Annotated in this window: 21 protein-coding genes; 14 read left to right on the forward strand and 7 right to left on the reverse strand. The window is 63.4% G+C overall.

Translation table 11 applies throughout. The features are described 5' to 3' along the window. Positions 1–2: 2 nt before the first annotated feature. From P0Y65_17960 to P0Y65_17970, 3 genes are all read right to left on the reverse strand, one after another. Complete coding sequence (locus tag P0Y65_17960) at positions 3–482, reverse strand: SRPBCC domain-containing protein (GenBank protein WEK04048.1); 480 nt, start codon at positions 480–482, stop codon at positions 3–5. After that, positions 483–830: a metalloregulator ArsR/SmtB family transcription factor gene (locus tag P0Y65_17965; GenBank protein ID WEK06834.1), complete on the reverse strand. Its 348-nt coding sequence runs from the start codon at positions 828–830 to the stop codon at positions 483–485. Positions 831–1,079: 249 nt separating this feature from the next. Next, complete coding sequence (locus P0Y65_17970) at positions 1,080–2,006, reverse strand: LysR substrate-binding domain-containing protein (protein WEK04049.1); 927 nt, start codon at positions 2,004–2,006, stop codon at positions 1,080–1,082. Between the two features lie 100 nt (positions 2,007–2,106). Between P0Y65_17970 and P0Y65_17975 the strand changes: the two genes are divergently transcribed. Together P0Y65_17975 and P0Y65_17980 are read left to right on the forward strand one after the other, a co-directional pair. Continuing rightward, positions 2,107–2,241, forward strand: a complete 135-nt coding sequence (locus P0Y65_17975) for a hypothetical protein (protein WEK04050.1) — start codon at positions 2,107–2,109, stop codon at positions 2,239–2,241. A 146-nt stretch (positions 2,242–2,387) separates the two neighbouring features. Further along, a complete protein-coding gene (locus P0Y65_17980) occupies positions 2,388–2,918 on the forward strand; it encodes a hypothetical protein (protein ID WEK04051.1) in 531 nt (176 codons plus the stop codon). Positions 2,919–2,948: 30 nt separating this feature from the next. On the opposite strand, the gene P0Y65_17985 is transcribed toward P0Y65_17980, so the two are convergent. After that, positions 2,949–3,857 carry an extensin family protein gene (locus P0Y65_17985; GenBank protein WEK04052.1) on the reverse strand — a complete coding sequence of 303 codons (909 nt, stop codon included), beginning with the start codon at positions 3,855–3,857 and terminating at the stop codon, positions 2,949–2,951. A gap of 100 nt (positions 3,858–3,957) precedes the next feature. Between P0Y65_17985 and lepA the strand changes: the two genes are divergently transcribed. Then, positions 3,958–5,763, forward strand: coding sequence for a translation elongation factor 4 (gene lepA, locus P0Y65_17990; GenBank protein WEK04053.1), 1,806 nt, complete (start codon positions 3,958–3,960; stop codon positions 5,761–5,763). Positions 5,764–5,786: 23 nt separating this feature from the next. Here lepA and P0Y65_17995 read toward each other — a convergent pair whose 3' ends face one another. Both P0Y65_17995 and P0Y65_18000 read right to left on the reverse strand, forming a co-directional pair. Beyond that, positions 5,787–6,365 (reverse strand): ImmA/IrrE family metallo-endopeptidase, encoded by a 579-nt coding sequence (locus P0Y65_17995; protein ID WEK04054.1) that lies wholly within the window; start codon positions 6,363–6,365, stop codon positions 5,787–5,789. A gap of 8 nt (positions 6,366–6,373) precedes the next feature. Beyond that, positions 6,374–6,733 (reverse strand): helix-turn-helix transcriptional regulator, encoded by a 360-nt coding sequence (locus tag P0Y65_18000; protein WEK04055.1) that lies wholly within the window; start codon positions 6,731–6,733, stop codon positions 6,374–6,376. Positions 6,734–6,898: 165 nt separating this feature from the next. On the opposite strand from P0Y65_18000, the gene P0Y65_18005 reads away from it, so the two are divergent. From P0Y65_18005 to P0Y65_18015, 3 genes are read left to right on the forward strand one after another with little or no spacing between them, the layout of a single operon-like run. Continuing rightward, a complete protein-coding gene (locus tag P0Y65_18005) occupies positions 6,899–7,120 on the forward strand; it encodes a DUF2188 domain-containing protein (GenBank protein ID WEK04056.1) in 222 nt (73 codons plus the stop codon). A gap of 4 nt (positions 7,121–7,124) precedes the next feature. Beyond that, positions 7,125–7,406 (forward strand): multiubiquitin domain-containing protein, encoded by a 282-nt coding sequence (locus P0Y65_18010; protein WEK04057.1) that lies wholly within the window; start codon positions 7,125–7,127, stop codon positions 7,404–7,406. Then, entirely contained in the window at positions 7,366–8,574 is a 1,209-nt protein-coding gene (locus P0Y65_18015; protein ID WEK04058.1) for a ThiF family adenylyltransferase, read from the forward strand. Before P0Y65_18010 ends, P0Y65_18015 begins: the two co-directional genes overlap by 41 nt. A gap of 163 nt (positions 8,575–8,737) precedes the next feature. Here P0Y65_18015 and P0Y65_18020 read toward each other — a convergent pair whose 3' ends face one another. Next, positions 8,738–8,860, reverse strand: coding sequence for a hypothetical protein (locus tag P0Y65_18020; GenBank protein ID WEK04059.1), 123 nt, complete (start codon positions 8,858–8,860; stop codon positions 8,738–8,740). A gap of 191 nt (positions 8,861–9,051) precedes the next feature. Between P0Y65_18020 and P0Y65_18025 the strand changes: the two genes are divergently transcribed. The 8 genes from P0Y65_18025 (at position 9,052) to addA (ending at position 19,063) form a co-directional block, all read left to right on the forward strand. After that, positions 9,052–9,303, forward strand: coding sequence for a hypothetical protein (locus tag P0Y65_18025; GenBank protein ID WEK04060.1), 252 nt, complete (start codon positions 9,052–9,054; stop codon positions 9,301–9,303). A 68-nt stretch (positions 9,304–9,371) separates the two neighbouring features. Then, the gene (locus tag P0Y65_18030; protein WEK04061.1) at positions 9,372–9,872 is read left to right on the forward strand and encodes a hypothetical protein; all 501 of its coding nucleotides are present in this window, start codon (positions 9,372–9,374) and stop codon (positions 9,870–9,872) included. Positions 9,873–10,311: 439 nt separating this feature from the next. Next, positions 10,312–10,776 carry a glutathione peroxidase gene (locus tag P0Y65_18035; GenBank protein ID WEK04062.1) on the forward strand — a complete coding sequence of 155 codons (465 nt, stop codon included), beginning with the start codon at positions 10,312–10,314 and terminating at the stop codon, positions 10,774–10,776. 112 nt (positions 10,777–10,888) lie between these two features. Beyond that, on the forward strand, positions 10,889–11,533 hold the full coding sequence (locus P0Y65_18040; protein WEK04063.1) for a DUF1236 domain-containing protein: 645 nt from the start codon (positions 10,889–10,891) through the stop codon (positions 11,531–11,533). Positions 11,534–11,644: 111 nt separating this feature from the next. Continuing rightward, a complete protein-coding gene (locus P0Y65_18045) occupies positions 11,645–11,938 on the forward strand; it encodes a SelT/SelW/SelH family protein (GenBank protein ID WEK04064.1) in 294 nt (97 codons plus the stop codon). A gap of 38 nt (positions 11,939–11,976) precedes the next feature. Continuing rightward, positions 11,977–12,627: a hypothetical protein gene (locus tag P0Y65_18050; GenBank protein ID WEK04065.1), complete on the forward strand. Its 651-nt coding sequence runs from the start codon at positions 11,977–11,979 to the stop codon at positions 12,625–12,627. Further along, positions 12,624–15,638 carry a double-strand break repair protein AddB gene (gene addB / locus P0Y65_18055; GenBank protein WEK04066.1) on the forward strand — a complete coding sequence of 1,005 codons (3,015 nt, stop codon included), beginning with the start codon at positions 12,624–12,626 and terminating at the stop codon, positions 15,636–15,638. Before P0Y65_18050 ends, addB begins: the two co-directional genes overlap by 4 nt. After that, complete coding sequence (addA, locus tag P0Y65_18060; protein ID WEK04067.1) at positions 15,635–19,063, forward strand: double-strand break repair helicase AddA; 3,429 nt, start codon at positions 15,635–15,637, stop codon at positions 19,061–19,063. The genes addB and addA overlap by 4 nt, the downstream gene beginning before the upstream one ends. The last annotated feature ends 55 nt before the right edge of the window (positions 19,064–19,118 follow it).

The raw sequence follows: 19,118 nt of genomic DNA on the forward strand, positions 1-19,118 counted from the left end.
TCTCATTTGGCCAGTTGCGCCACCAGGCGGTCGATGGTCATGCCCCAGCCATGGTCGATCCCCATGCCGAGCCACTTTCCGGCCTCTTCATCGCTCATCTGATCCGGCAATTGCAGGCGAAAATCCATCCGCGTGCCTTCGCCCTCGGGGCGCAATTGCACGGTGGCCAGGAGCGCCAGATCGGGGTTCAACTCCGGCCAGCCATCCGCGGCGCCCCATTCGAAGACAAGCTTCTGCTTCGGCACGATCTCGCGATAAACGCCGCCGGTCATATATTGCGTCTCGTCATTGACCACCATGTGCTGCCGCCAGGCGCCGCCGACGCGCAGGTCGACAGTGGTCGGCTGGCTCGGCGTCATGCCGGGGTTGAAGAACCAGACCAGGTAATCCGGGTCGGTCCAGGCCTGCCACACGAGGTCCGGCGGCGCGGCGAGATTGCGGGTCAGGCTGATGCCGCGCTCATTGACATAGGTCGGTGCCATTCATTCCTCCTGCTTTGTGGTTTTCCGGGCCTCGACCATGGCCTTGAGCTGGGCATCGAGCCGGTCGAAGCGCTCGTCGAAGAAACGGCGATAGTCGGCGAGAAAGTCATCGGCGGCAGCCAGGGGCGCACTCTCGAGCCGGCAGGTGCGGAATTGCGCGTCACGCGACTTGCTGACCAGCCCCGCCTCCTCCAGCACCTTCACGTGGCGCGACACCGAGGGCAGCGACATGGCAAAGGGTTCGGCCAGTTCGTTGATCGTCGCTGGCCCCTGCGTCAGCCGCGCCAGGATGGCCCGTCGCGTCGGGTCGGCCAGCGCGGAAAATGTCGTGGTCAGGCGGTCGCTTATATTTGCACTATTTGCTAATTACGTGATTAGCTAAATAAAGATGGGACGGCTGGGAGTCAACTGTCGAGATGAGCACCCCATCTCCCCACCCTCGATGTCACCCCGGCCTTGAGCCGGGGCCTATCTCGAGATCGCACAACCACCGCAAGGTGGTGCTGAAGACCCCGAACACCCTGCGGCACAGAAGAAATCTCGGGATGGGTCCCGGTTCAAGGGGATGATATCGCGAGTGTTTCAGTAGCAGTGGACTCAAACGACAGACACGGCTCGGTTCTGATGCACATAGCCCCGCACGCTGTCGGGCACTTCGATCTTCAGCCACTCCCGAAATGCCCGCAGCTTTCGGGTTTCGCGGCGACCCTTTGCCGTGACCAGGAAATAGGCCTGCGGCCCCTCCACCGGGTGCTCGAAGGGACGCACCAGCCGGCCGTCGCTGACCGCATCGGCGCTCATCATGTCGGATGCCATCAACACGCCCTGTTCGGAAATGGCCGCATCCACCGCCAGCGAGGCATCGGTATAGGTCGGCCCCGGCGCCAGCCTGAGGGCGGGATCGAGCCCGACGTCGTCCCGCCAGGCGTCCCAGCTCATCATGGTGGTTTCGTCCTGGATTACCGGCACATGCGCCAGATCGTCCGGTGACTGCAGCCTTTTGGCGACGAGAGGCGAACAGACCGGCTGATAGGCGGCGCCGCCCACCAGTTCGGCGTGGATGTTGGGCCAGTCGCCCATGCCATAACGGATACCACAATCAACATCGGGCCGACTGAGGTCGAGCATGGCGCCGGTCACGTTGAGCCGGATTTCGATATCGGGGTGGGCGAGGGTGAATTTGTGGATGCGCCAGATCAGCCAGCGCGAAGCAAAGACGCTGCCCACCGTCAGGTTGAGCACGCCCTCGTCGCTGCCCTTGAGACCGGCCAGTCCATCCTGCAGGGCAGCAAAGCCACCGGTCAGTTGCGGCATTACCGCCTTGAGCGCCGGCAAAGGCCGCAATCCGGCCGGGGTGCGCTCGAACAATTCCATGCCGAGCCGTTCCTCGGCCCGACGCAGGTGCTGGCTGACCGCGCCGATGGTCACGCCCAGCTCCTCGGCGGCAGGTGCCAGGGCGCCGCGCCGGGCGACAATCTCGATGGCGCGCAGGGCGTTGAGCGGGATGGGAAACGATGGAGCCATATAGATTTTCTACAATGGTCGAGAAAGCTTGTCCATTGCGGGATAGCAGGGTGAGGCGCATAGCAGTGGCGATCCGAACGACCCGAAAGGAGGTCACAAAATGTCTAGCATTCTTGCCACGATCGGCCGCCTCGTCGCGACCTGGTTTGCAGCCGAGCGTGGGGGCATTCACCCCGACGAGATGAGCCTGCACGACTGGGCCGACCTGCCGTCGCATCATCCGCTCTGCGATTGATTTCATTCGTTCAGGTCGTTTGCAGTCCGACCTCAACGAATGGCGCCGCGCTGAGAACACATTCGGGCTTTTGAACGTTGTGGGACGAAAGCCCGCGCCGCTTGCCGACGGGGCCGAAGAAAAACACGCGCTTCAAGGAGCCCCCGATGATCCGCACAATCGCTGCCCTGGCCACCGTGGCCCTGCTGTCCAGCACCGCCATGGCCCAGGAGACCCTGCCGGCCGATGCGCCGCCGCCGCCGGCTGGCGATATCACCATTGATCCGGCCGCGTCGGTCGACAGCACGCCGCGTTCGGCCAATATGCTGACCGGCTTTTACGCCACGAAGGCGGTGATCGAGATCTGTGCGCTTGAGATCGAGCCCGACGTGCTGGCCGGCATGGAAGCCGACCGGGCGCGCCTCGAAACCTCGCTCAGCATGGATGCCGCCACGGCCGGCAATGCCTATACCCAGGTCAAGGCCGATGTCGAAAAGACCACGCCCGACTGCGCCGAGGGCAGCACCGACCGCATCAGCGTCGATGCGGTGACCGCCATCTACAAGTCGCAGATCGCTGCCGGCACGCAGACGCCTGGCGCAGCACCCGCCGATCCGGCAACGCCCGCTGCTCCGGCTGAGCCGGCAACGCCCGCCGCCCCTGCAGCGCCCGCCGAGCCGGCAACGCCTGCGCAGTAATCCCGCATGGGCAGGGGCTTTGACCCCTGCCTATTCGCAGATGCGGGCCTGGCAGGCCTCGCCATGACAGCCAAGGTCGAGATGGAGGTGATCTTCATGCTCGGCATTGGCTTCCGGCCCCAGCGTCGTCATGAAACTGCCGCAGGCGGCATCATGGGCGAGGCGCAGCAGTCGCCCCTCGGGCGCCGTGGCCTTGTCCCAATCGGCCTCGACGCCGATGGTCTGGCCATTCTCCAGCGTGAAGCCGGTGACATCCACCGCATTGGCAAAGCCGTGTTCGGAGGTAAAACCTTCGTCCCCGCCATTGCGGGCGCGGCACATGTAGCTGGTGCCGGTATCGACCGACGCGATCCGGCTTTCCAGCATGGCCTCGGCATAGCCATCCACGCTCGCCACCCAGTCGGGCAGCGCTGACGCCATCTGGCAGTTTGTCGTCACGGGACTGGACAGCGGCACCATGCGGCCGCGGCTCAGCACGGCCGTCACCACCAGCGGCGATTGTTCGCCACAGATCCCATCGCTCAGCGGCGGCGCCATTTCCGCCTCCACCAGACCCTGGATCACCGCCGGGCAGGCGACCTGATAGACACGAGCAGGCGCGCCTGCGGGCTCGGGCGGCGCCACGGGCTCAGGCTCGGGTTCCGCAACAACCTCGGGCTCTTCCTCCTCCACGGCAGGCGGGGGCGGCATCTCTTCCTCTTCCTCCACCGCGGGCGGGGTCGGCTCGGGGACGACCGGGCGATCGGGCGGCCGTGGCCTTGGCACTGGCGCAACCTCTGGCGCTTCGCTTTCCGGCGCTGTCGGCCTTGGTGCGGTGCGCGGTGGCGGGCTGGTCAGGTCGTCGACAAGGTTCTCCAATCCCTGCAGAAAATCCTGCGCCATCACGGGCGGGACCAGGAGGATCGGGGTAAGGGCAAGGGCTTTGAACAGCGTGTGCATGCGCCCTCAACGCATCAGGCGCCAAAAAGCACCGCAAGAGGGCGGTTAACTTGGCGGAAACCATCTTTCTTGCCCCCACCGCTTCTGCTATCAGCGCCCTATGACAACGCCGCTTTCCCATATCCGCAATTTCTCCATCGTCGCCCATATCGACCATGGCAAGTCCACGCTGGCCGATCGCCTGATCCAGACCACGGGTGGGCTGGAACAGCGCGAGATGAAGGAGCAGGTGCTCGATTCCATGGACATCGAGCGCGAACGCGGCATCACCATCAAGGCGCAGACCGTGCGCCTCAGCTACAAGGCGCAGGATGGGGAGACCTATATCCTCAACCTGATCGACACGCCCGGCCACGTCGACTTCGCCTATGAAGTGTCGCGCTCCATGGCGGCCGTCGAGGGCTCGCTGCTGGTCGTCGATGCCTCCCAGGGCGTCGAGGCGCAGACGCTGGCCAATGTCTATCACGCGCTCGATGCCAATCACGAGATCGTCCCCGTCCTCAACAAGGTCGACCTGCCCGCGGCGGATATTCCGCGTGTGAAACAGCAGATCGAGGATGTCATCGGCATTGACGCCTCCGAAGCCGTGGAAATCTCGGCCAAGACCGGCCTCAATATCGAGGGCGTGCTCGAAGCCATCGTCACCCGCCTGCCGCCGCCCAAGGGCGACATCAACGCCCCGCTCAAGGCGCTGCTGGTCGATAGCTGGTACGATACGTATCTCGGCGTCGTCGTTCTCGTCCGCGTCATCGATGGCGTGATGAAAAAGGGCCAGCGCATCCGCATGATGGCCTCGGGCGCCGTCTATGAGCTGGATCGCGTCGCCGTCAACACGCCTAAGCTGGTGGAAGTCAAGGAACTGACCCCCGGCGAGCTCGGCGTCTTCACGGCCTCGATCAAGGAAGTGGCCGATACCAATGTCGGCGACACGATCACCGACGACAAGAAGCCGACCGCCACGCCCCTGCCCGACTTCCGTCCGGCGCAGCCCGTGGTGTTCTGTGGCCTGTTCCCGGTCGATGCCAGTGACTTCGACGAGCTGCGCGCCGCCATGGGCAAGCTGCGCCTCAACGACGCCAGCTTCTCCTTCGAGATGGAAACCAGCGCCGCTCTCGGCTTCGGCTTCCGCTGCGGCTTCCTGGGCCTGCTGCATCTTGAAATCATCCAGGAGCGCCTCTCCCGCGAGTTTGATCTCGACCTCATCGCCACCGCCCCGTCGGTGGTCTATGAGGTGCAGATGCGCGACGGCGAGACCGTGATGCTGCACAATCCGGCCGACCTGCCGGACGTGATGCAGATCGAGGAAATCCGCGAGCCCTGGATCAAGGCGACGATCCTCACCCCCGACGAATATCTCGGCGCCATCCTCAAGCTCTGCCAGGATCGCCGCGGCATCCAGAACAACCTGAGCTATGTCGGCAATCGCGCCATGGTCGAATATGACCTGCCGCTCAACGAAGTGGTGTTCGATTTCTACGACCGGCTGAAGTCGATCTCCAAGGGCTATGCGAGCTTTGACTATCATCTCGACACGCATCGCCCCGGCGATCTGGTCAAGCTCACCATCCTGGTCAATGCCGAGCCCGTCGACGCTCTGAGCATGCTGGTGCACCGCACCGTCGCCGAAACGCGCGGCCGCGTGATGTGCGAAAAGCTCAAGGAGCTGATCCCGCCGCATCTCTTCGTCATCCCGATCCAGGCGGCCATCGGCGGCAAGATCATCGCCCGCGAAACCGTCCGCGCCATGCGCAAGGACGTGACGGCCAAATGCTATGGCGGCGACGCCACGCGTAAACGAAAGCTCCTGGACAAGCAGAAAAAGGGCAAGGCCAAGATGCGCCAGTACGGCAGCGTCAACATCCCCCAGGAGGCGTTCATCAAGGCGCTGAAGATGGGGGATGACTGAGGCGTCGAGCTGCGACTCGTGAGTCAGGCAGATTGAGGGCGGCCGCGTCTGCTGAATTGTTGGAACACTCCCGCCCGCTGAAGACGCATTTTCACCAACTCTTCACTGACACCATACTTTGCCGCAGCCTCGGCAATAGTGAGGGACGCCTCCATGATTGCTATAAGCGCCACTCGCGGTAGCAACAGGGTAGCTCCCAAGATATCAGCCTCCTCTTCCTGCGCCGAATCATAGTCGGTGACCATCATGGTGCCGTCAGCAAGTGGCTGTGTTTGTGACGGCTCGTGCCCACATATTATGTGTGCCAGTTCATGCATAAGATCATTGGATTGCCGGCCCGGCGGATGGCGCGAGTTGAGAATTACTAGATGCTTGCCATCGTAGACTATGGTGGCTGCGGACCACGCCCCAGGCTCTATGCGCTCGACAGACGCCAAGACCGATAAAGAAATATTTGGAATTTCCTTCGGATACCAGACACGAACATTAAGGTGATCTGCTAGCGCTCTAGCAGAAAGCGGCGACCACCCTTGCAGAGCAAGAGCGGTACGCTTCTCTGATGCAATACGTTCTGCCCAAGCTTTAAAGCCATACCTTGCCACGTATTCGCCTACTCAGCCTCAAGCGCCAGTTGAGCAGCGGCGATCATCTCACCTAACGCTCGCAAGGTATCCTGCGACTGGGTTTTTTTCTTCTTGAAATGGACCATCGTCACCGGGGTGGCTTTAGCAGATGGTTCAAAGCCAAGGACGGTAGATGGGTCCGCGCCAAGCCATCCGCAGACGCGACGGAAGGTTTCAAGATCGGGCAAGTGCCCGTTCTCGATTCGCGAGAGTGTTGCTGTGCTCACTCCGATTTCTTCGGCAGCGGCTCGGATGCCCTTGGCTCCGCGTGTCTGCTTGACCTTCGCGCCGAGCGTTTCAAGTCGAATATCTGGCATGGCCTCAACGGAAAAATGCGTCGTGGCCATATTGACGGCCCGACGGAATCGGAGCTTACTGTTACACAGGTGAAACGGATTGCAGGCGCCGAACGTTACTCGAATCAGACAAGTCTTGTTTGAGAAACATGGTGTCAAGGTGCGAATCGGCAGTCAACCGTCTTGATCGCGAACAGTCATTAACGAGGAAATTAAGTGAGCAAAAATCAGCACGTCGTACCGCATGACGGCAGTTGGGCCGTTAGGGGAGCGGGCAATACCCGGGTTACTTCGCGTCACGACACGCAGGCCGACGCAGCGAAGGCTGCACGCGACATTGCAATCAACCACAAGAGCGAAGTCGTCATCCACCGTCCAAATGGACGAATCCGTGATCGGGATTCCTACGGGAACGACCCCCACCCCCCGAAAGGCTAACCAAATGTCTGAAACCGAAACCAGCAACATCATCGGTGCCGAGCGCCGCCCAAACACTGACGTCATCTTCGTCAATCAGAACAAGCACGAGGTGGGAACGCAGCGGGTCTCGTACAGCGAGATCACCGCATTCTACCTGTCCGACGGTGGCGCGGCGTCCACCGAGTACTTGGTCAAGTATTCGCGCGGTCCAGCCGCAAATCCCAGCGGCACCCTGGCCCCCGGTAACAAGGTGAAGATCAAAGATGACATGCGTTTTCGTATATCAGGAACTGGCGAGTCGTAATCCGTTCGTCCAGAACCTCGAAGATCAGGGCTATTTTCTCGACTTCATTGGAGGTTACTTCGTGATCTATGGCTTGCCTTATCTGAATGCGCGGGGGGAACTCGCGTATGGGGATTGGGCAAGCCCGGTCGACCTTTCTGCGGATGGCGTCCTAGACGCTCCAAGCAACCATCAGGCTTGGTTTCGAGGCGATCGCCCGCATGATCAGAGCGGCCGAGCGCTGCGTCTTGGCGGTGGCGAGGACAAAGTAAAGGTCGCGGACGAGTTGGTGACCGACCATTCGTTCTCATACAAGCTGCTAGATGAAACTGGCCAGTTGCGGGCCTATTCCTCCTTCGAGGAAAAAGTGACTACCTATCTCGCGACCATAACGGCGCCCGCGCTCGCTGCCTTTCCGAATGCAACGCCCCTACAAGCTTTGGAACGCAAGTCCTGGGAACAGGGTACACCGCTCCGCCTGCCTGACACCCTGTCAGCGCGATATCATATGAATGACGTGTCCAGACTGCTAGTCGGCAAGAAGACGGCGATAGTCGGTCTCGGCGGCACAGGTTCATACATTTTGGACTTTATAGCCCGGACGCACTTGGAGGAAATTGCGCTATTCGACGACGACACAGTGCATGTTCATACGCTGTTTCGTTTTCCCGGGTACGTGCCTCATGCAGCTATTGGCATGCTAAAGGTTGATGCATTGTTCATGCAGTACTCGAACTGGCACAGCAACATTGTCGCTATTCCAGAGCGTGTGACCGACGCCAATATTGAAAAATTGGCCAATTTTGACTTTGTGTTCTTGGCTCTAGATGACGGCCCATCCCGCATCCTTATCGCCGACTGGCTCAGCGCAAATGGCATCCCATTTGTCGATTGCGGCATGGGCCTGAACAGGGCTGCCGAAGGCCTCAACGGCGTTGTCCGGGTAACTGGGTCGGATCGAGTTGCTTTTGAAACAACGGCTAGAACTCGCTTCCTGCCGGGTGACGATCCAGAGGGTGGTGAGTACCGGAAGCAGGGGCAAATTGCCGAATTGAATGCTCTCAACGCCACCTTGGCCATAGTTTGGTTTAAGCAGCATTTCGGCATTTATGATCGGGAGGAAAAGTCGCCCTCTATAATTCTTGAGACGTCGACATTCGAGGTCGACAAGTCCGGGGGCGCTTCGTGAGATATCGGTACGAAGCAGTTGACCTCATCCCAGCTCACATGGCTGAAGCCATAGTCTATCACAACGAGGATTTTGAGCTCGCCGGGCTCCTATGCGCGTGCGGTTGTGGGCATCGGATTACTCTTCTAGTCCCAGACAGCCACAGGGTCTGGAACGAGAATGGTTATGCGACCGTGTCGCCTTCGATCGGCGTGATGGATGCGCCCTGCAAATCACACTTCTTTATCAAGAGGGGCGCCGTCGAAATGCTGCCGTCATTCACGGCTGCCCACGCGAGCACGATCATGCGAGCTCAGGTAGCACGACATGTCGCACTCGACACGAAACAGGCGCCGTGGTGGTTGCGGGCAAAGTTGGCCGTCGGCGGCTGGCTCGAGAAGATTTGGAAGTCTTGGCTAAAATGACCAGACAATACTCGTGATGGAACCTCCGACTCTTTCATACCTTGTTGACCATAATTCTCCCGGATCAACAGTCATGCCCACCCTCACCCGCCTTCACCCCCACGATCGCCACCCCCGTGACGCGGTGATTGTCACCATCCGGCGTGCGCCGGGGCGCATGGTGGCGGATGTGGCGGCGGAAGAGGTGATTGCCGGGTTTCCGCAGCCGGTGCCGGCAGCGCTGGATTCGGCGGAAAAACTGCGGCAGCAGGCGGGGTTGGAGCGCATCGCCGTCATCGTCGACGATGGCGACTGGCGGCCTGAATGGGGCGCCCTCAGCGACTGAGTTTTCCCCGCCCCTTCGCCCGGGCGTATTCTTCCTGGCGGCGCATGATGCGCTGACAGGAGAGAGACGTGGCCAAGCCATCCGGGCCCAGACTATCGCGCCGCAAGGCGGACCTGCATGAGGCCCTGCACCTGCGACTGATTCCGCTGTTGCGGCTTGCCGAGGGAATGGCGCTTCGTCGGCCCGGGGGCCTTGTGGATGCGCAGATGCGCAGTCTCGCCGAAGCCGCCCTGTTCGACGCCCGCGGCTTTCGTCCCAGGTCCCGGCACGAGTGCTTTCCCCATGCCGTCTTGCATTATGCGCCTCTGGCCGGACAGCTGGGTGCGGCGCTGGCCGATCTGGGGGCTTTCCAGGCACGGCATTCGCATTGGGATGGAGGGCTCGGGGCTCAGGTCTGGGATGTCGAGGGATCGCTCCTGCCCGTGCGCCGGCTGATGCCAAAATTGACCAATGGCCCGGGGCGCGCCGCTGCGGCGACGGTCGCCGCCGTGGCAGCCAGGGAAGCGGCCGCGCTTGAGGAAATGCGGCGCAAGGTCGAACTGCGCATCCAACAGTTCCGCAATCGATGACCGAGACACGAATCCCAGATTTCCTGTTTTCTGTCCGGTGTTTGGCCGTCAGGCCATTGAAAATGCCGCGGGAGTTATCCCCCTCTGCCGAGCTGGTCCTATAATGGCTGTCATCAGTCGGGCGATGATGGGGTTGCAACGATCAACCGCCCGGCGACTGTCGGGAGGGCTGGGGATCGTTACCCGGCCTGGGTCTGCGGAAAGTAGGTCGGTGTCTATGGCGGCATCGCCGAAAGAGTTCGCCCACCAGAAATCCCGGCGCCCCGAGGCGTGTTGCGTCTCGTTATTATTACTACTCAGAGGCGTAAGCGCCTCGGGGCTCCATCGTCGATCCGCAACCGGAAGCCAGCTGGCCGGCCGGAACTTTGGCACGTCCATGGCTTGCCTTGGCCGAAGTCCCGCGCTTAGCTTGCCCCGATTTCCGGAGACCTTTTCCACCATGACCAGCCTTGGCGACTTCACCCTTCCCCTGATCGACGGCACCGACCAGAGCCTCTCCGCCTATGCAGGCAAGGTGGTGCTGGTGGTCAACACCGCCAGCCAGTGTGGCCTCACGCCGCAATATGGCGGGCTCGAAGCGCTGTGGCAGACCTATGGCGAGAAGGGCTTTGTCGTGCTGGGCTTTCCCTGCAACCAGTTCGGCGGGCAGGAGCCGGGCACCGAGGCCGAGATTGCCGATTTCTGCGAGACCCAGGCCGGCGCGACCTTTCCGATGTTTTCCAAGCTCGAGGTCAACGGGCCGGGCGAGCATGCCCTCTACACCTGGCTGAAAGCCGCCGAGCCGGGCAATATTTCGTGGAATTTCGCCAAATTCCTCATCGGGCGCGACGGGCAGGTCAAGGCGCGCTTCCTGCCGGCCGAGGAGCCGGCAAGCCTTGCTGCGGCAATCGAGCAACAGCTCTAGCGCCAATCCTTCAGCGGGCGGAACCGGGTCACGGCGTGTCCGTTGATGGGCCACGGGGCGGAACTCCGGCGCGGGCCTCAACCGCGCTGCCGCAATTGAAGGAAACAACAAGATGAAGAAGATCCTTTTGGCCACCGTGGCCACGCTTTCGCTCGCCGCCGCTGTTCCGGCCTTTGCCCAGGACGTGGTGGTCGGCGTTGAATCGACGGATAATGAAGCGGCCGGCGCCACGATCGGCGCTACCGGTGGCGCTACCACCGGCGCCGTGGCTGGTGGCCTCGTCGGCGGCCCGATCGGCGCCGTCATCGGCGGCTTTGCCGGCGCCGTGCTGGGTGCCGAAGCCGGCGTTGCCACGGCCTCGGTCGATTTCGCCTCTGCCAATCCGGTGGAGCCGATCTATTTCGATGGCTCGGCCGATATCGGCTATGTGCTGCCGGGTGACGTGGTGGTCTATCCGATCCAGGGCGATCCGGCCTATGGCTATGTCTATGCCAATGACCGCGTCTGGATCGTCGACCTGCAGACCCGCGCGCTGGTGCAGTCGCCGGGCTATCTGGTGCCGCAGACTTATAGCGACTATGTCCTCGCCAATCCGGTCGATCCGATCGATCCCACGGGTGACCTGGTGGTCGGGGAAGTGCTGCCCGATGGCAGCGTGATCCAGACCATTCCGGACTCCCCCTATGGCTATGTCTATTACGGCGACCGCCCGGCCATGGTGGATTCGCGCACCAATACGGTGATCTGGATCCAGTAACTTCTGGCATCCATACCCTGATAAAGCCGCCCGGTTCACGCCGGGCGGCTTCGTTTTTGCCGGGCCGCATGCGATAAACTTATCCCCGCCTGCCAGAACCGGATCATACTCGTGAGTGACAAGCCAAAGCTGCGCATTACCTATTGTACGCAATGCAACTGGCTGCTGCGCTCGGCCTGGATGGCGCAGGAGGTGCTTTCCACCTTTGCGCTGGAAATGGGTGAGGTGAGCCTGGTGCCGGGGACCGGCGGGATTTTCGAGATTGCGCTCGACGACACGCTGATCTGGGAGCGCAAGCGGGATGGTGGTTTTCCCGATGTGAAACAGCTCAAACAGCTGGTGCGCGACCGCATCGACCCGGAGCGAAGCCTCGGTCACATCGACGGGCATAAGGCAGGCGACTGAGGCTGGACATCGGACACGGCGAACGGTCTTATCCGGCCATGAAAGACCGATTCCCCGATGTCATGCTGCTCACCGCCGGCCAGGAGCGGGCCCTGACCCCGATCGCCGGCCTGCCGCTGGTCGAGCGCATCATGGCCAATGCAAAAGCCGAAGGCGCGACGCATTTCGTGGCCAATGGGTTTGCCGGCGACCACGGGATCCTCGCCCATTTCGGGGGCCTGGTGAAAGTCAGCCGGCAGGAGCAGGACCTCGGCAGCGGCGGCGGCGTCAAATGGGCCCTGCCCATGCTGCATTCGGACCCGTTCCTGGTCATGGACCTCAACGGCTTCTGGCCCGCCGGCGCTGACACTCCGCTGCAGCGCATGCGCGAACGCCATTCCGGCCCTGACGACGTGGTCCTCCTCTGCGCCCACCCACGGCAAGCCATCGGCTTTTCCCGCAGCCACGACTTCTGCCTTTCGCCGCAGGGCCTGATCACCAATGACTATGGCGCCCCGGTGATCTACGCCGGCCTGGCCCTCATCGGCAAAGCCGCCTTCGCTAGGGCGAACGGCACATTCGCGCTAGACACGCTGTTCGACGCAGCGATGGAGCGCGAAATCCTCCATGGCGTCGCGCTCGACGCACCCTGGTTCAGCGTGGTCGATGACGCCGGGCTTGCGGCAGTCGAAAGGCAGCTCACGCCATGACGCTCTATTCCATCGCCCCGCATGCAAAATTCCTGCGGGTACTGGCCGAGAAGATCCAGGATGGCACCTTGCTCGGTGGCGCCGACCGGAGCAGCCCGTTCTGGCTGAGCGATGTCACGGTCATCCTGCCGACACGACGGGCCAAGCTGGTGCTGGCGGAAGAGTTCAACCGCCTGGGCCATGGCCTGCTGCCCGATATCCGCACCTTTGGTGGCGAGGTCGAGGATGAAGAGCCCTTCCTGCCGCCCTTCGATGCGCCCACGCCCTTGCCGGCTGCCAGCGGCCTCAAGCGGCGGCTGGTGCTGTCGAGCCTTGTCCACGGCTGGGCCAATTCTCCAGATGGCAAGCGCGCCTTTTCCAGCCCCCCGACGGCCGGAGAAATCCTCTCCATGGCGGATTCGCTGGGCACGCTGATAGATGATCTGCATACCGAAGAGCTCGGGCCCGATGCCATTGCGGCGATTGCGCCAGACCTGTCTGGCGAGATCGGCGAATATTGGCAGCAGACGCTGGGCTTTCTCGATATCGCCCTGCGCTACTGGCCAGAGCGGCTCGACGCCGACGGACAGGCCGATGTCGCTGCCCTGCGCGGGCAAAGGCTCGACCGGCAGGCGGAATCCGCGCATCTCGTCTATGGCGACCGGCCGGTGATCGCTGCCGGTTCGACCGGCTCGATTGCGGCCACGGCGCGCCTGCTCAAGGCGGTGCATAGGCTGCCGCGCGGCGCCGTCGTGCTGCCGGGGCTCGATTGCAGCCTCACGACCGACGACCACGCAGCGTTGCTCGAACCCAGGCATGCACCGCATGGGCATCCGCAATATGGCCTGGCGCGGCTGTTGCGGGCCTTGGGCGCAGGCATTGCCGAGGTGACCGAACTGGCTGCCGAACCATCGCCACGCACCGTGCTGGTCAATCACGCCCTGGCGCTGACCAGGGACACGGCGCGCTGGGCCGAGCAGCGGCTATCGCCCGAGGCATTGGAACAGGCGGGCCAAGGCCTCTCGGTCATCCGGGCGCGTAATGAGGACGAGGAAGCCCGCGCCGTGGCGCTGGCGGCGCGGCAGGCCCTGGCCGAGGGCAAGACGGCGGGCGTCATCACGCCGGACCGCAATCTGGCCCGGCGTATCGCCGCCGAACTGCGCCGCTTCGAAATCGAGGTCGACGACGCGGCCGGCGTGCCGCTGTTCCAGTCGGCAACGGGGCGGCTGCTACGGCAGATCCTGGCGCTGGCCGGGAGCGATTGCGCGGCCGTGGATCTGGTGGCGCTGTTGCGCAATCGGGCGACCAGTTTCGGGCTTGGCCGTGGTGCGATTGCCGAGCTGGCCGATGACGTTGAGCTGGGCCTGTTGCGCGGACAGCGGCCCAATCCGGGGCTGGCGGGCCTGCGGGCGCTGCTCGTTGCCAATCTCGACGAGACGACGAAATATCCGGCGCGGCGCCTGAAGCCAGCCGACGGTCCGCGGATCGAAGCCCTGTTCCTGCGCATCGAGGCGGCCCTCAACCCGCTGCGCGCGGTGATCGGGCAATCCTCCATCAAGGCCGGCGACTTTGCCGCAGCCCTGGGTGCTGCCTTTGCGGTAGTGACCGATGGCGAAGACATGCCGGGTCAGAAGGAACTGGCGGAGTGGGCAAAACAGATGGCCCAGCATGCCAATGAGGGGCATGGCTTTACCCCGATCCAGCTCGATGGCGTGCTGTCGGCGCTGATGACCGGTTTCCAGGTCCGCACCCGCGAGGATCGCCGGCAGGACATTGCCATCTGGGGCCAGCTCGAGGCCCGCCTGATGCATCCGGACCTGCTGATCCTTTCGGCGCTCAACGAGGACAAATGGCCGGAGGCGGCCGATCCCGGCCCCTGGCTCAGTCGCGGCATGCGGCTGGCGGCCGGGCTGCAACCGCCGGAGCGCCTGCAGGGTCTGGCGGCGCATGACTTTGCCCAGGCGATCGGCAATGCCGAGGTGATCGTCAGCTTCTCCGACCGCGTGGGGTCGAGCCCGGCCATTGCCTCGCGGCTGGTGCAGCGGCTGGAAGCCTTTGCCGGCGGCGAGGCCTTCAAGAGCTGGCAGCTTAAGGGCGAGACGTGGCTCGATCAGGCGCGGCGGCTTGATGCGGTGACCGAGACCAAAGCCGCACCGCGTCCCATGCCCAATCCGCCGGCCGGGCAACGACCGCGGGCGCTGTCGATCACCGAGATCGAGACGCTGATGCGCTCGCCCTATGACGTCTATGCCAAGCATGTGCTCAAGCTCCGCCCGCTCGATCCGCTTGGGGAAGCGCCTGATGTGCGCGAACGCGGCACGATCATCCATGCGATCTTTGGCGATTTCGTCGAGCAGGGCCATTCGGTGATGGATGATGGCGCGCTGGATATTCTCGAAACGATCGCGAAGGAAAAGTTCGGCGGCCTCGAAGCGATTGCCGAGCGCCGCGATATCTGGCTACGACGCTTCTCCACCGCGGCGCGGCAGTTCCTCGATTACGAGCGGGCGCGCGAGCCACAGGTGAAACAGCGTCACGCCGAGATCGACGGGCAATGGCAGCTGCGGCTGGCCGAGCCGTTCAAGATCTCCGGCCGGGCCGATCGCGTCGACGAGCTCCGTGACGGTACGCTCGAAATCATCGACTTCAAGACCGGCTCGCCCCCGGCCAAGGGGCCGATGCAGGCCTTCGAAGTGCCGCAACTGCTGCTGGAAGCGCAGATGGCCAGGGCTGGTGCCCTCGACAAGCTGACCCCGGCCGATACCTCGGCGCTGACCTATATCAAGGTGGGCCTTGGCCCCGATGCCTTCACACCGAAGCCGTTCATTGCGTCGGATGGCCATGACATCATGAGCGCGGCCGACGAGATCGCCCGCCGCATGCAAGCCCATATCGAGCACTTCCTGCTGCGCGACACGCCGATGCCGTCTCGGCTGTTGCCCATGGCGGGGCAGCGCTTTGCCGGGCCCTATGATCACCTGGCGCGCGTTGCCGAATGGACCGCCGTCGATGGCGCGGAGGATGGCGAATGAGCGAGCGTGGCACGCTGCAGGTTCCGTCCGACACCAGTCGCAACCAGGCGCGAGCGGCTGATCCCAACTGGTCGATCTGGGTGTCGGCCAATGCCGGTTCGGGCAAGACCTATGTTCTCACCCAGCGCGTGCTGCGCCTGCTTTTGGCGGGCGTCGAGCCGCAGGCGATCCTCTGCCTCACCTATACCAAGGCCGCTGCCGCCGAAATGCGCCGCCGCGTGGCGCAGCGCCTCGGCGAATGGGCGGTGATGGACGAGGCGGCGCTGGATGCAGAACTGACGAAAATCGAAGGCCAGAACTATCCGAAACTGCTGCGCGAACGCGCCAGAACCCTGTTTGCACGAGCGCTGGAAACGCCGGGCGGGCTCAAGATCGTCACCATCCATGCCTTTTGCGAATCGGTGCTGCACCGCTTTCCGCTCGAAGCACGGGTGCCCTATGATTTTTCGGTCATCGAGGATGACGAGCGCAGCGCCATGCTGCTGTCGGCGCGCGAGACGGTGATGGCGCAGGGGATTGGCGTGGCCGGCGCGGTGGAGACGCTGTTCGAAACCCTGAGTGACGACCAGATCCGTTCTTCGATCGATGCGGCGCTCAGCGATGGGCGCAAGCTCAAGGCGGTGCTGGCCGATCCGGCCCAGGCCAAGATCAATCTGGCGCGCGTTGCGGGGGCAACCTCGCCGCTGGCCGAGCTCGAAGCTGCCATCGTGGGAGAGCGTCTTGTCGGGCCGAGCGAAATCACCCGCCTCTTCGCCATCTGCCCGCCCAAGGGCGGCAATCGAAGCCTCGAAGACAAGCTGGCGGCGCTCGATCTGGCGGCCCCCTCACCCAAGGGCTGGATGCGTGCCTTTCTCACCGCCGACGAGACGGTGCCGGCGCGCTTTCCGGTCAAGGCTGTTGGCAATGCCGATCCAGATCTAGCCGATAGGCTGATCGCAGAAGCGGAGAGGCTCGCCGCCATCGCCGAAGCCCGGCGGGCGACATCGCTGGTCGAGCGCAGCCATGCCCTACTCGACATCGTCGGCGCCATCGCGCGCCAATACGAGCAGCGCAAGCGGGCCCGCTCGCTGCTCGATTTCGACGATCTCGTCGAAAAGCTTGCCGATCTCTTCGAGCATGAGTCCGGCGAATGGGTGCGCTACAAGCTCGACGCCGGCATCGACCATATTTTGGTGGATGAAAGCCAGGACACCAATGGCGAGCAATGGCGCGTAGTCAAAGCCATAGCCGACGAATATTTCGCAGGAGCCGGCGCGGTGCAACGGCCGCGTTCGCTGTTTGCCGTGGGTGACCAGAAACAGTCGATCTATTCATTTCAGGGCGCCGAGCCGGCGCTGTTCGGCGAGACTGGCCGCGCCTATGCGAAACAGGCTGCGGCAGCCGAGGCCGATTTCCAGCCGGTACCCCTGCGCACCAGTTTCCGCACCCTGCCGGAAATCCTCAATGCGGTGGATCTGGTCAGCGACAATCCGGCCATCCAGGCGGCCCTGCTCGAAGACGAGAAAGTGCATCACGATACGGCCCGCACCATGCGCGGCGGCAGCGTGACGCTGTGGCCACCGCTGCAGCAGGCGGCCGGTGCTCCTGCGGGCACGGACTGGCCGACAACGGCGCTCGAAACCGAAAAGTCCGCGCCGCGCCTCGTGGCCGAACGCATTGCCCGCGAGATCAAGAGCTGGATCGAACAGAAGCGGCCGCTCACCGGCCGTGGCCGGGCGATAACCGCCGATGACGTGCTGATCCTTGTGCAATCGCGCGGGTCGGTGTTCCAGGAGGTGATCCGTGCGCTGCGACTGGCCGAGCTGCCAACGCCCGGCGCCGACCGGCTGAAGGTCACCGGCCATATTGCCGTGATGGACATGCTGGCGCTGTGCGACGTGCTGCTCAACACCGCCGATGACCTGCAATTGGCGGCCCTGCTGCGTTCGCCGCTGTTTGATGTCGACGAGGATGCGCTGCATGCCCTGTCGCAGCCGCGGGCGAGGGGCGAGACGCTGTGGCAGGCGCTGGCGCATTGCGCCGAGCCGGCCTGTGTCGAGGCGCATGCGCGGCTGTTTCGCTGGCGCAGTTCGCTCGATTTCGAGCGGCCCTTCGAGTTTCTGGCGCAGGTGCTTTATGCCGAAGGCGGGCTCAAGCGTTTCCATGCCCGGCTGGGCGGGGAAGTGGACGATGTGCTTGCCGAGCTCCTGTCGCTGGCGCTCGATCATGAACAGGGCACGCAGCCGAGCCTGCAGGGTTTTGTCTCGGGCATGCGGCAGCGCTCGGGGACGATCAAGCGCGAATTGCCCGAGGCCGGTGGCGGCGTTCGGGTGATGACCGTGCATGGCGCCAAGGGGCTCGAAGCGCCGATTGTCATCCTGGCCGATGCCGCCAGCAAGCAGCGCGGCAATATGGTGAGCAAGCCGGTCTATGTGGTCGACGATGCCACCACCGGGCCTTTCCTCGTCCATGCCAGCGGCGCCGGCGGGCATCTGCCGTCGACCCTGCCCTTCAAGCAGGCGGTGGACGATAATATCACCGCCGAATATTGGCGCCGGCTTTATGTCGGCATGACGCGGGCCGAGGACGAGCTCTATGTCACCGGCGCGCTGACACCCGGCTCGGATGCGACCAAGCAATTGGCCGGGAGCTGGTATGAAGCGATCGAGATGGCGCTGCGACCGCTGTCCGAAAGCGTTCTGGACAGTGAGGGCCGCGAGAGTGCGCTGATCTATCCGCGTGACCGCGTGGCGCCGCTGCCGGCGCTGGCCGCCAGCCGTGACGCCGCATTGGCGCACCAGCCCCTGCTGCTCGATCCCGTGCCCGCGCCGGCTGTCGCCGAGCCGATGTCGCCTTCGACGGCCGAGAAGCGCTCAACGCGCGTCGAGGCGCTCGATAGCCTGGCTGAACAGGTGCGCGAGGCCGAGGCGGCACGGCGCGAGGGCATTGCGCTGCATGCCATGCTGCAGCATCTGACCCGCGTCGAGCGTGACCTCTGGGCACAGGTGGTACCCAAGGCGCTCGTTGCGCTACTGCCCGACAATCCCGAACTGCATCAGCGCATTGGCGAAAAAGCCGTTTCCATCCTGACACGGGCCGAGCTCGGGGCGTATTTTGGCGCGACGAGCCGTGCCGAACTGCCCTTCATGCTCAAGGCAGAGCGCGACGGGAAAGAGGTTGTCCTTGGCGGGCGGATGGACCGGCTGGTCATTGACGAGCATGGGGTAACAGTGATCGACTACAAATCCGACGCGTCGGTGCCCGAGGGGCCGGGTGGCGTGAAGGGGAACTATCTGACGCAGCTCGGATTATATGCACTGGTTGCAGGTCAGCTTTTCCCCGGACGAACCGTGCGCGCGGCGATACTATGGACACAACTGGAATCATTGATGTTTCTGCCTCCTGAACAGCTTGCGGCAGCTACGCGGGGCTTCACCATGCGGTGAGCCTCCTTGTCCCGAGGCTGGACTCTCCCCAGCTTTAGGCGCACAGAGACCGCCG

Source organism: Candidatus Devosia phytovorans (genome assembly GCA_029202405.1).
Lineage (GTDB): Bacteria > Pseudomonadota > Alphaproteobacteria > Rhizobiales > Devosiaceae > Devosia > Devosia phytovorans.

Excerpts from the sequence above, each read along its gene's own strand:
- P0Y65_18040 (WEK04063.1), top strand. The coding sequence starts at position 10,889 with ATGAAGAAGATCCTTTTGGCCACCGTGGCCACGCTTTCGCTCGCCGCC.
- P0Y65_18050 (WEK04065.1), top strand. The coding sequence starts at position 11,977 with ATGAAAGACCGATTCCCCGATGTCATGCTGCTCACCGCCGGCCAGGAG.
- addB (WEK04066.1), top strand. The coding sequence starts at position 12,624 with ATGACGCTCTATTCCATCGCCCCGCATGCAAAATTCCTGCGGGTACTG.
- P0Y65_17985 (WEK04052.1), bottom strand. The coding sequence starts at position 3,857 with ATGCACACGCTGTTCAAAGCCCTTGCCCTTACCCCGATCCTCCTGGTC.
- P0Y65_18025 (WEK04060.1), top strand. The coding sequence starts at position 9,052 with ATGCCCACCCTCACCCGCCTTCACCCCCACGATCGCCACCCCCGTGAC.
- P0Y65_17960 (WEK04048.1), bottom strand. The coding sequence starts at position 482 with ATGGCACCGACCTATGTCAATGAGCGCGGCATCAGCCTGACCCGCAAT.
- lepA (WEK04053.1), top strand. The coding sequence starts at position 3,958 with ATGACAACGCCGCTTTCCCATATCCGCAATTTCTCCATCGTCGCCCAT.
- P0Y65_17975 (WEK04050.1), top strand. The coding sequence starts at position 2,107 with ATGTCTAGCATTCTTGCCACGATCGGCCGCCTCGTCGCGACCTGGTTT.
- P0Y65_18035 (WEK04062.1), top strand. The coding sequence starts at position 10,312 with ATGACCAGCCTTGGCGACTTCACCCTTCCCCTGATCGACGGCACCGAC.
- P0Y65_17970 (WEK04049.1), bottom strand. The coding sequence starts at position 2,006 with ATGGCTCCATCGTTTCCCATCCCGCTCAACGCCCTGCGCGCCATCGAG.
- P0Y65_18015 (WEK04058.1), top strand. The coding sequence starts at position 7,366 with ATGACATGCGTTTTCGTATATCAGGAACTGGCGAGTCGTAATCCGTTC.
- P0Y65_18020 (WEK04059.1), bottom strand. The coding sequence starts at position 8,860 with ATGATCGTGCTCGCGTGGGCAGCCGTGAATGACGGCAGCATTTCGACG.
- P0Y65_18000 (WEK04055.1), bottom strand. The coding sequence starts at position 6,733 with ATGGCCACGACGCATTTTTCCGTTGAGGCCATGCCAGATATTCGACTT.
- addA (WEK04067.1), top strand. The coding sequence starts at position 15,635 with ATGAGCGAGCGTGGCACGCTGCAGGTTCCGTCCGACACCAGTCGCAAC.
- P0Y65_17980 (WEK04051.1), top strand. The coding sequence starts at position 2,388 with ATGATCCGCACAATCGCTGCCCTGGCCACCGTGGCCCTGCTGTCCAGC.
- P0Y65_18010 (WEK04057.1), top strand. The coding sequence starts at position 7,125 with ATGTCTGAAACCGAAACCAGCAACATCATCGGTGCCGAGCGCCGCCCA.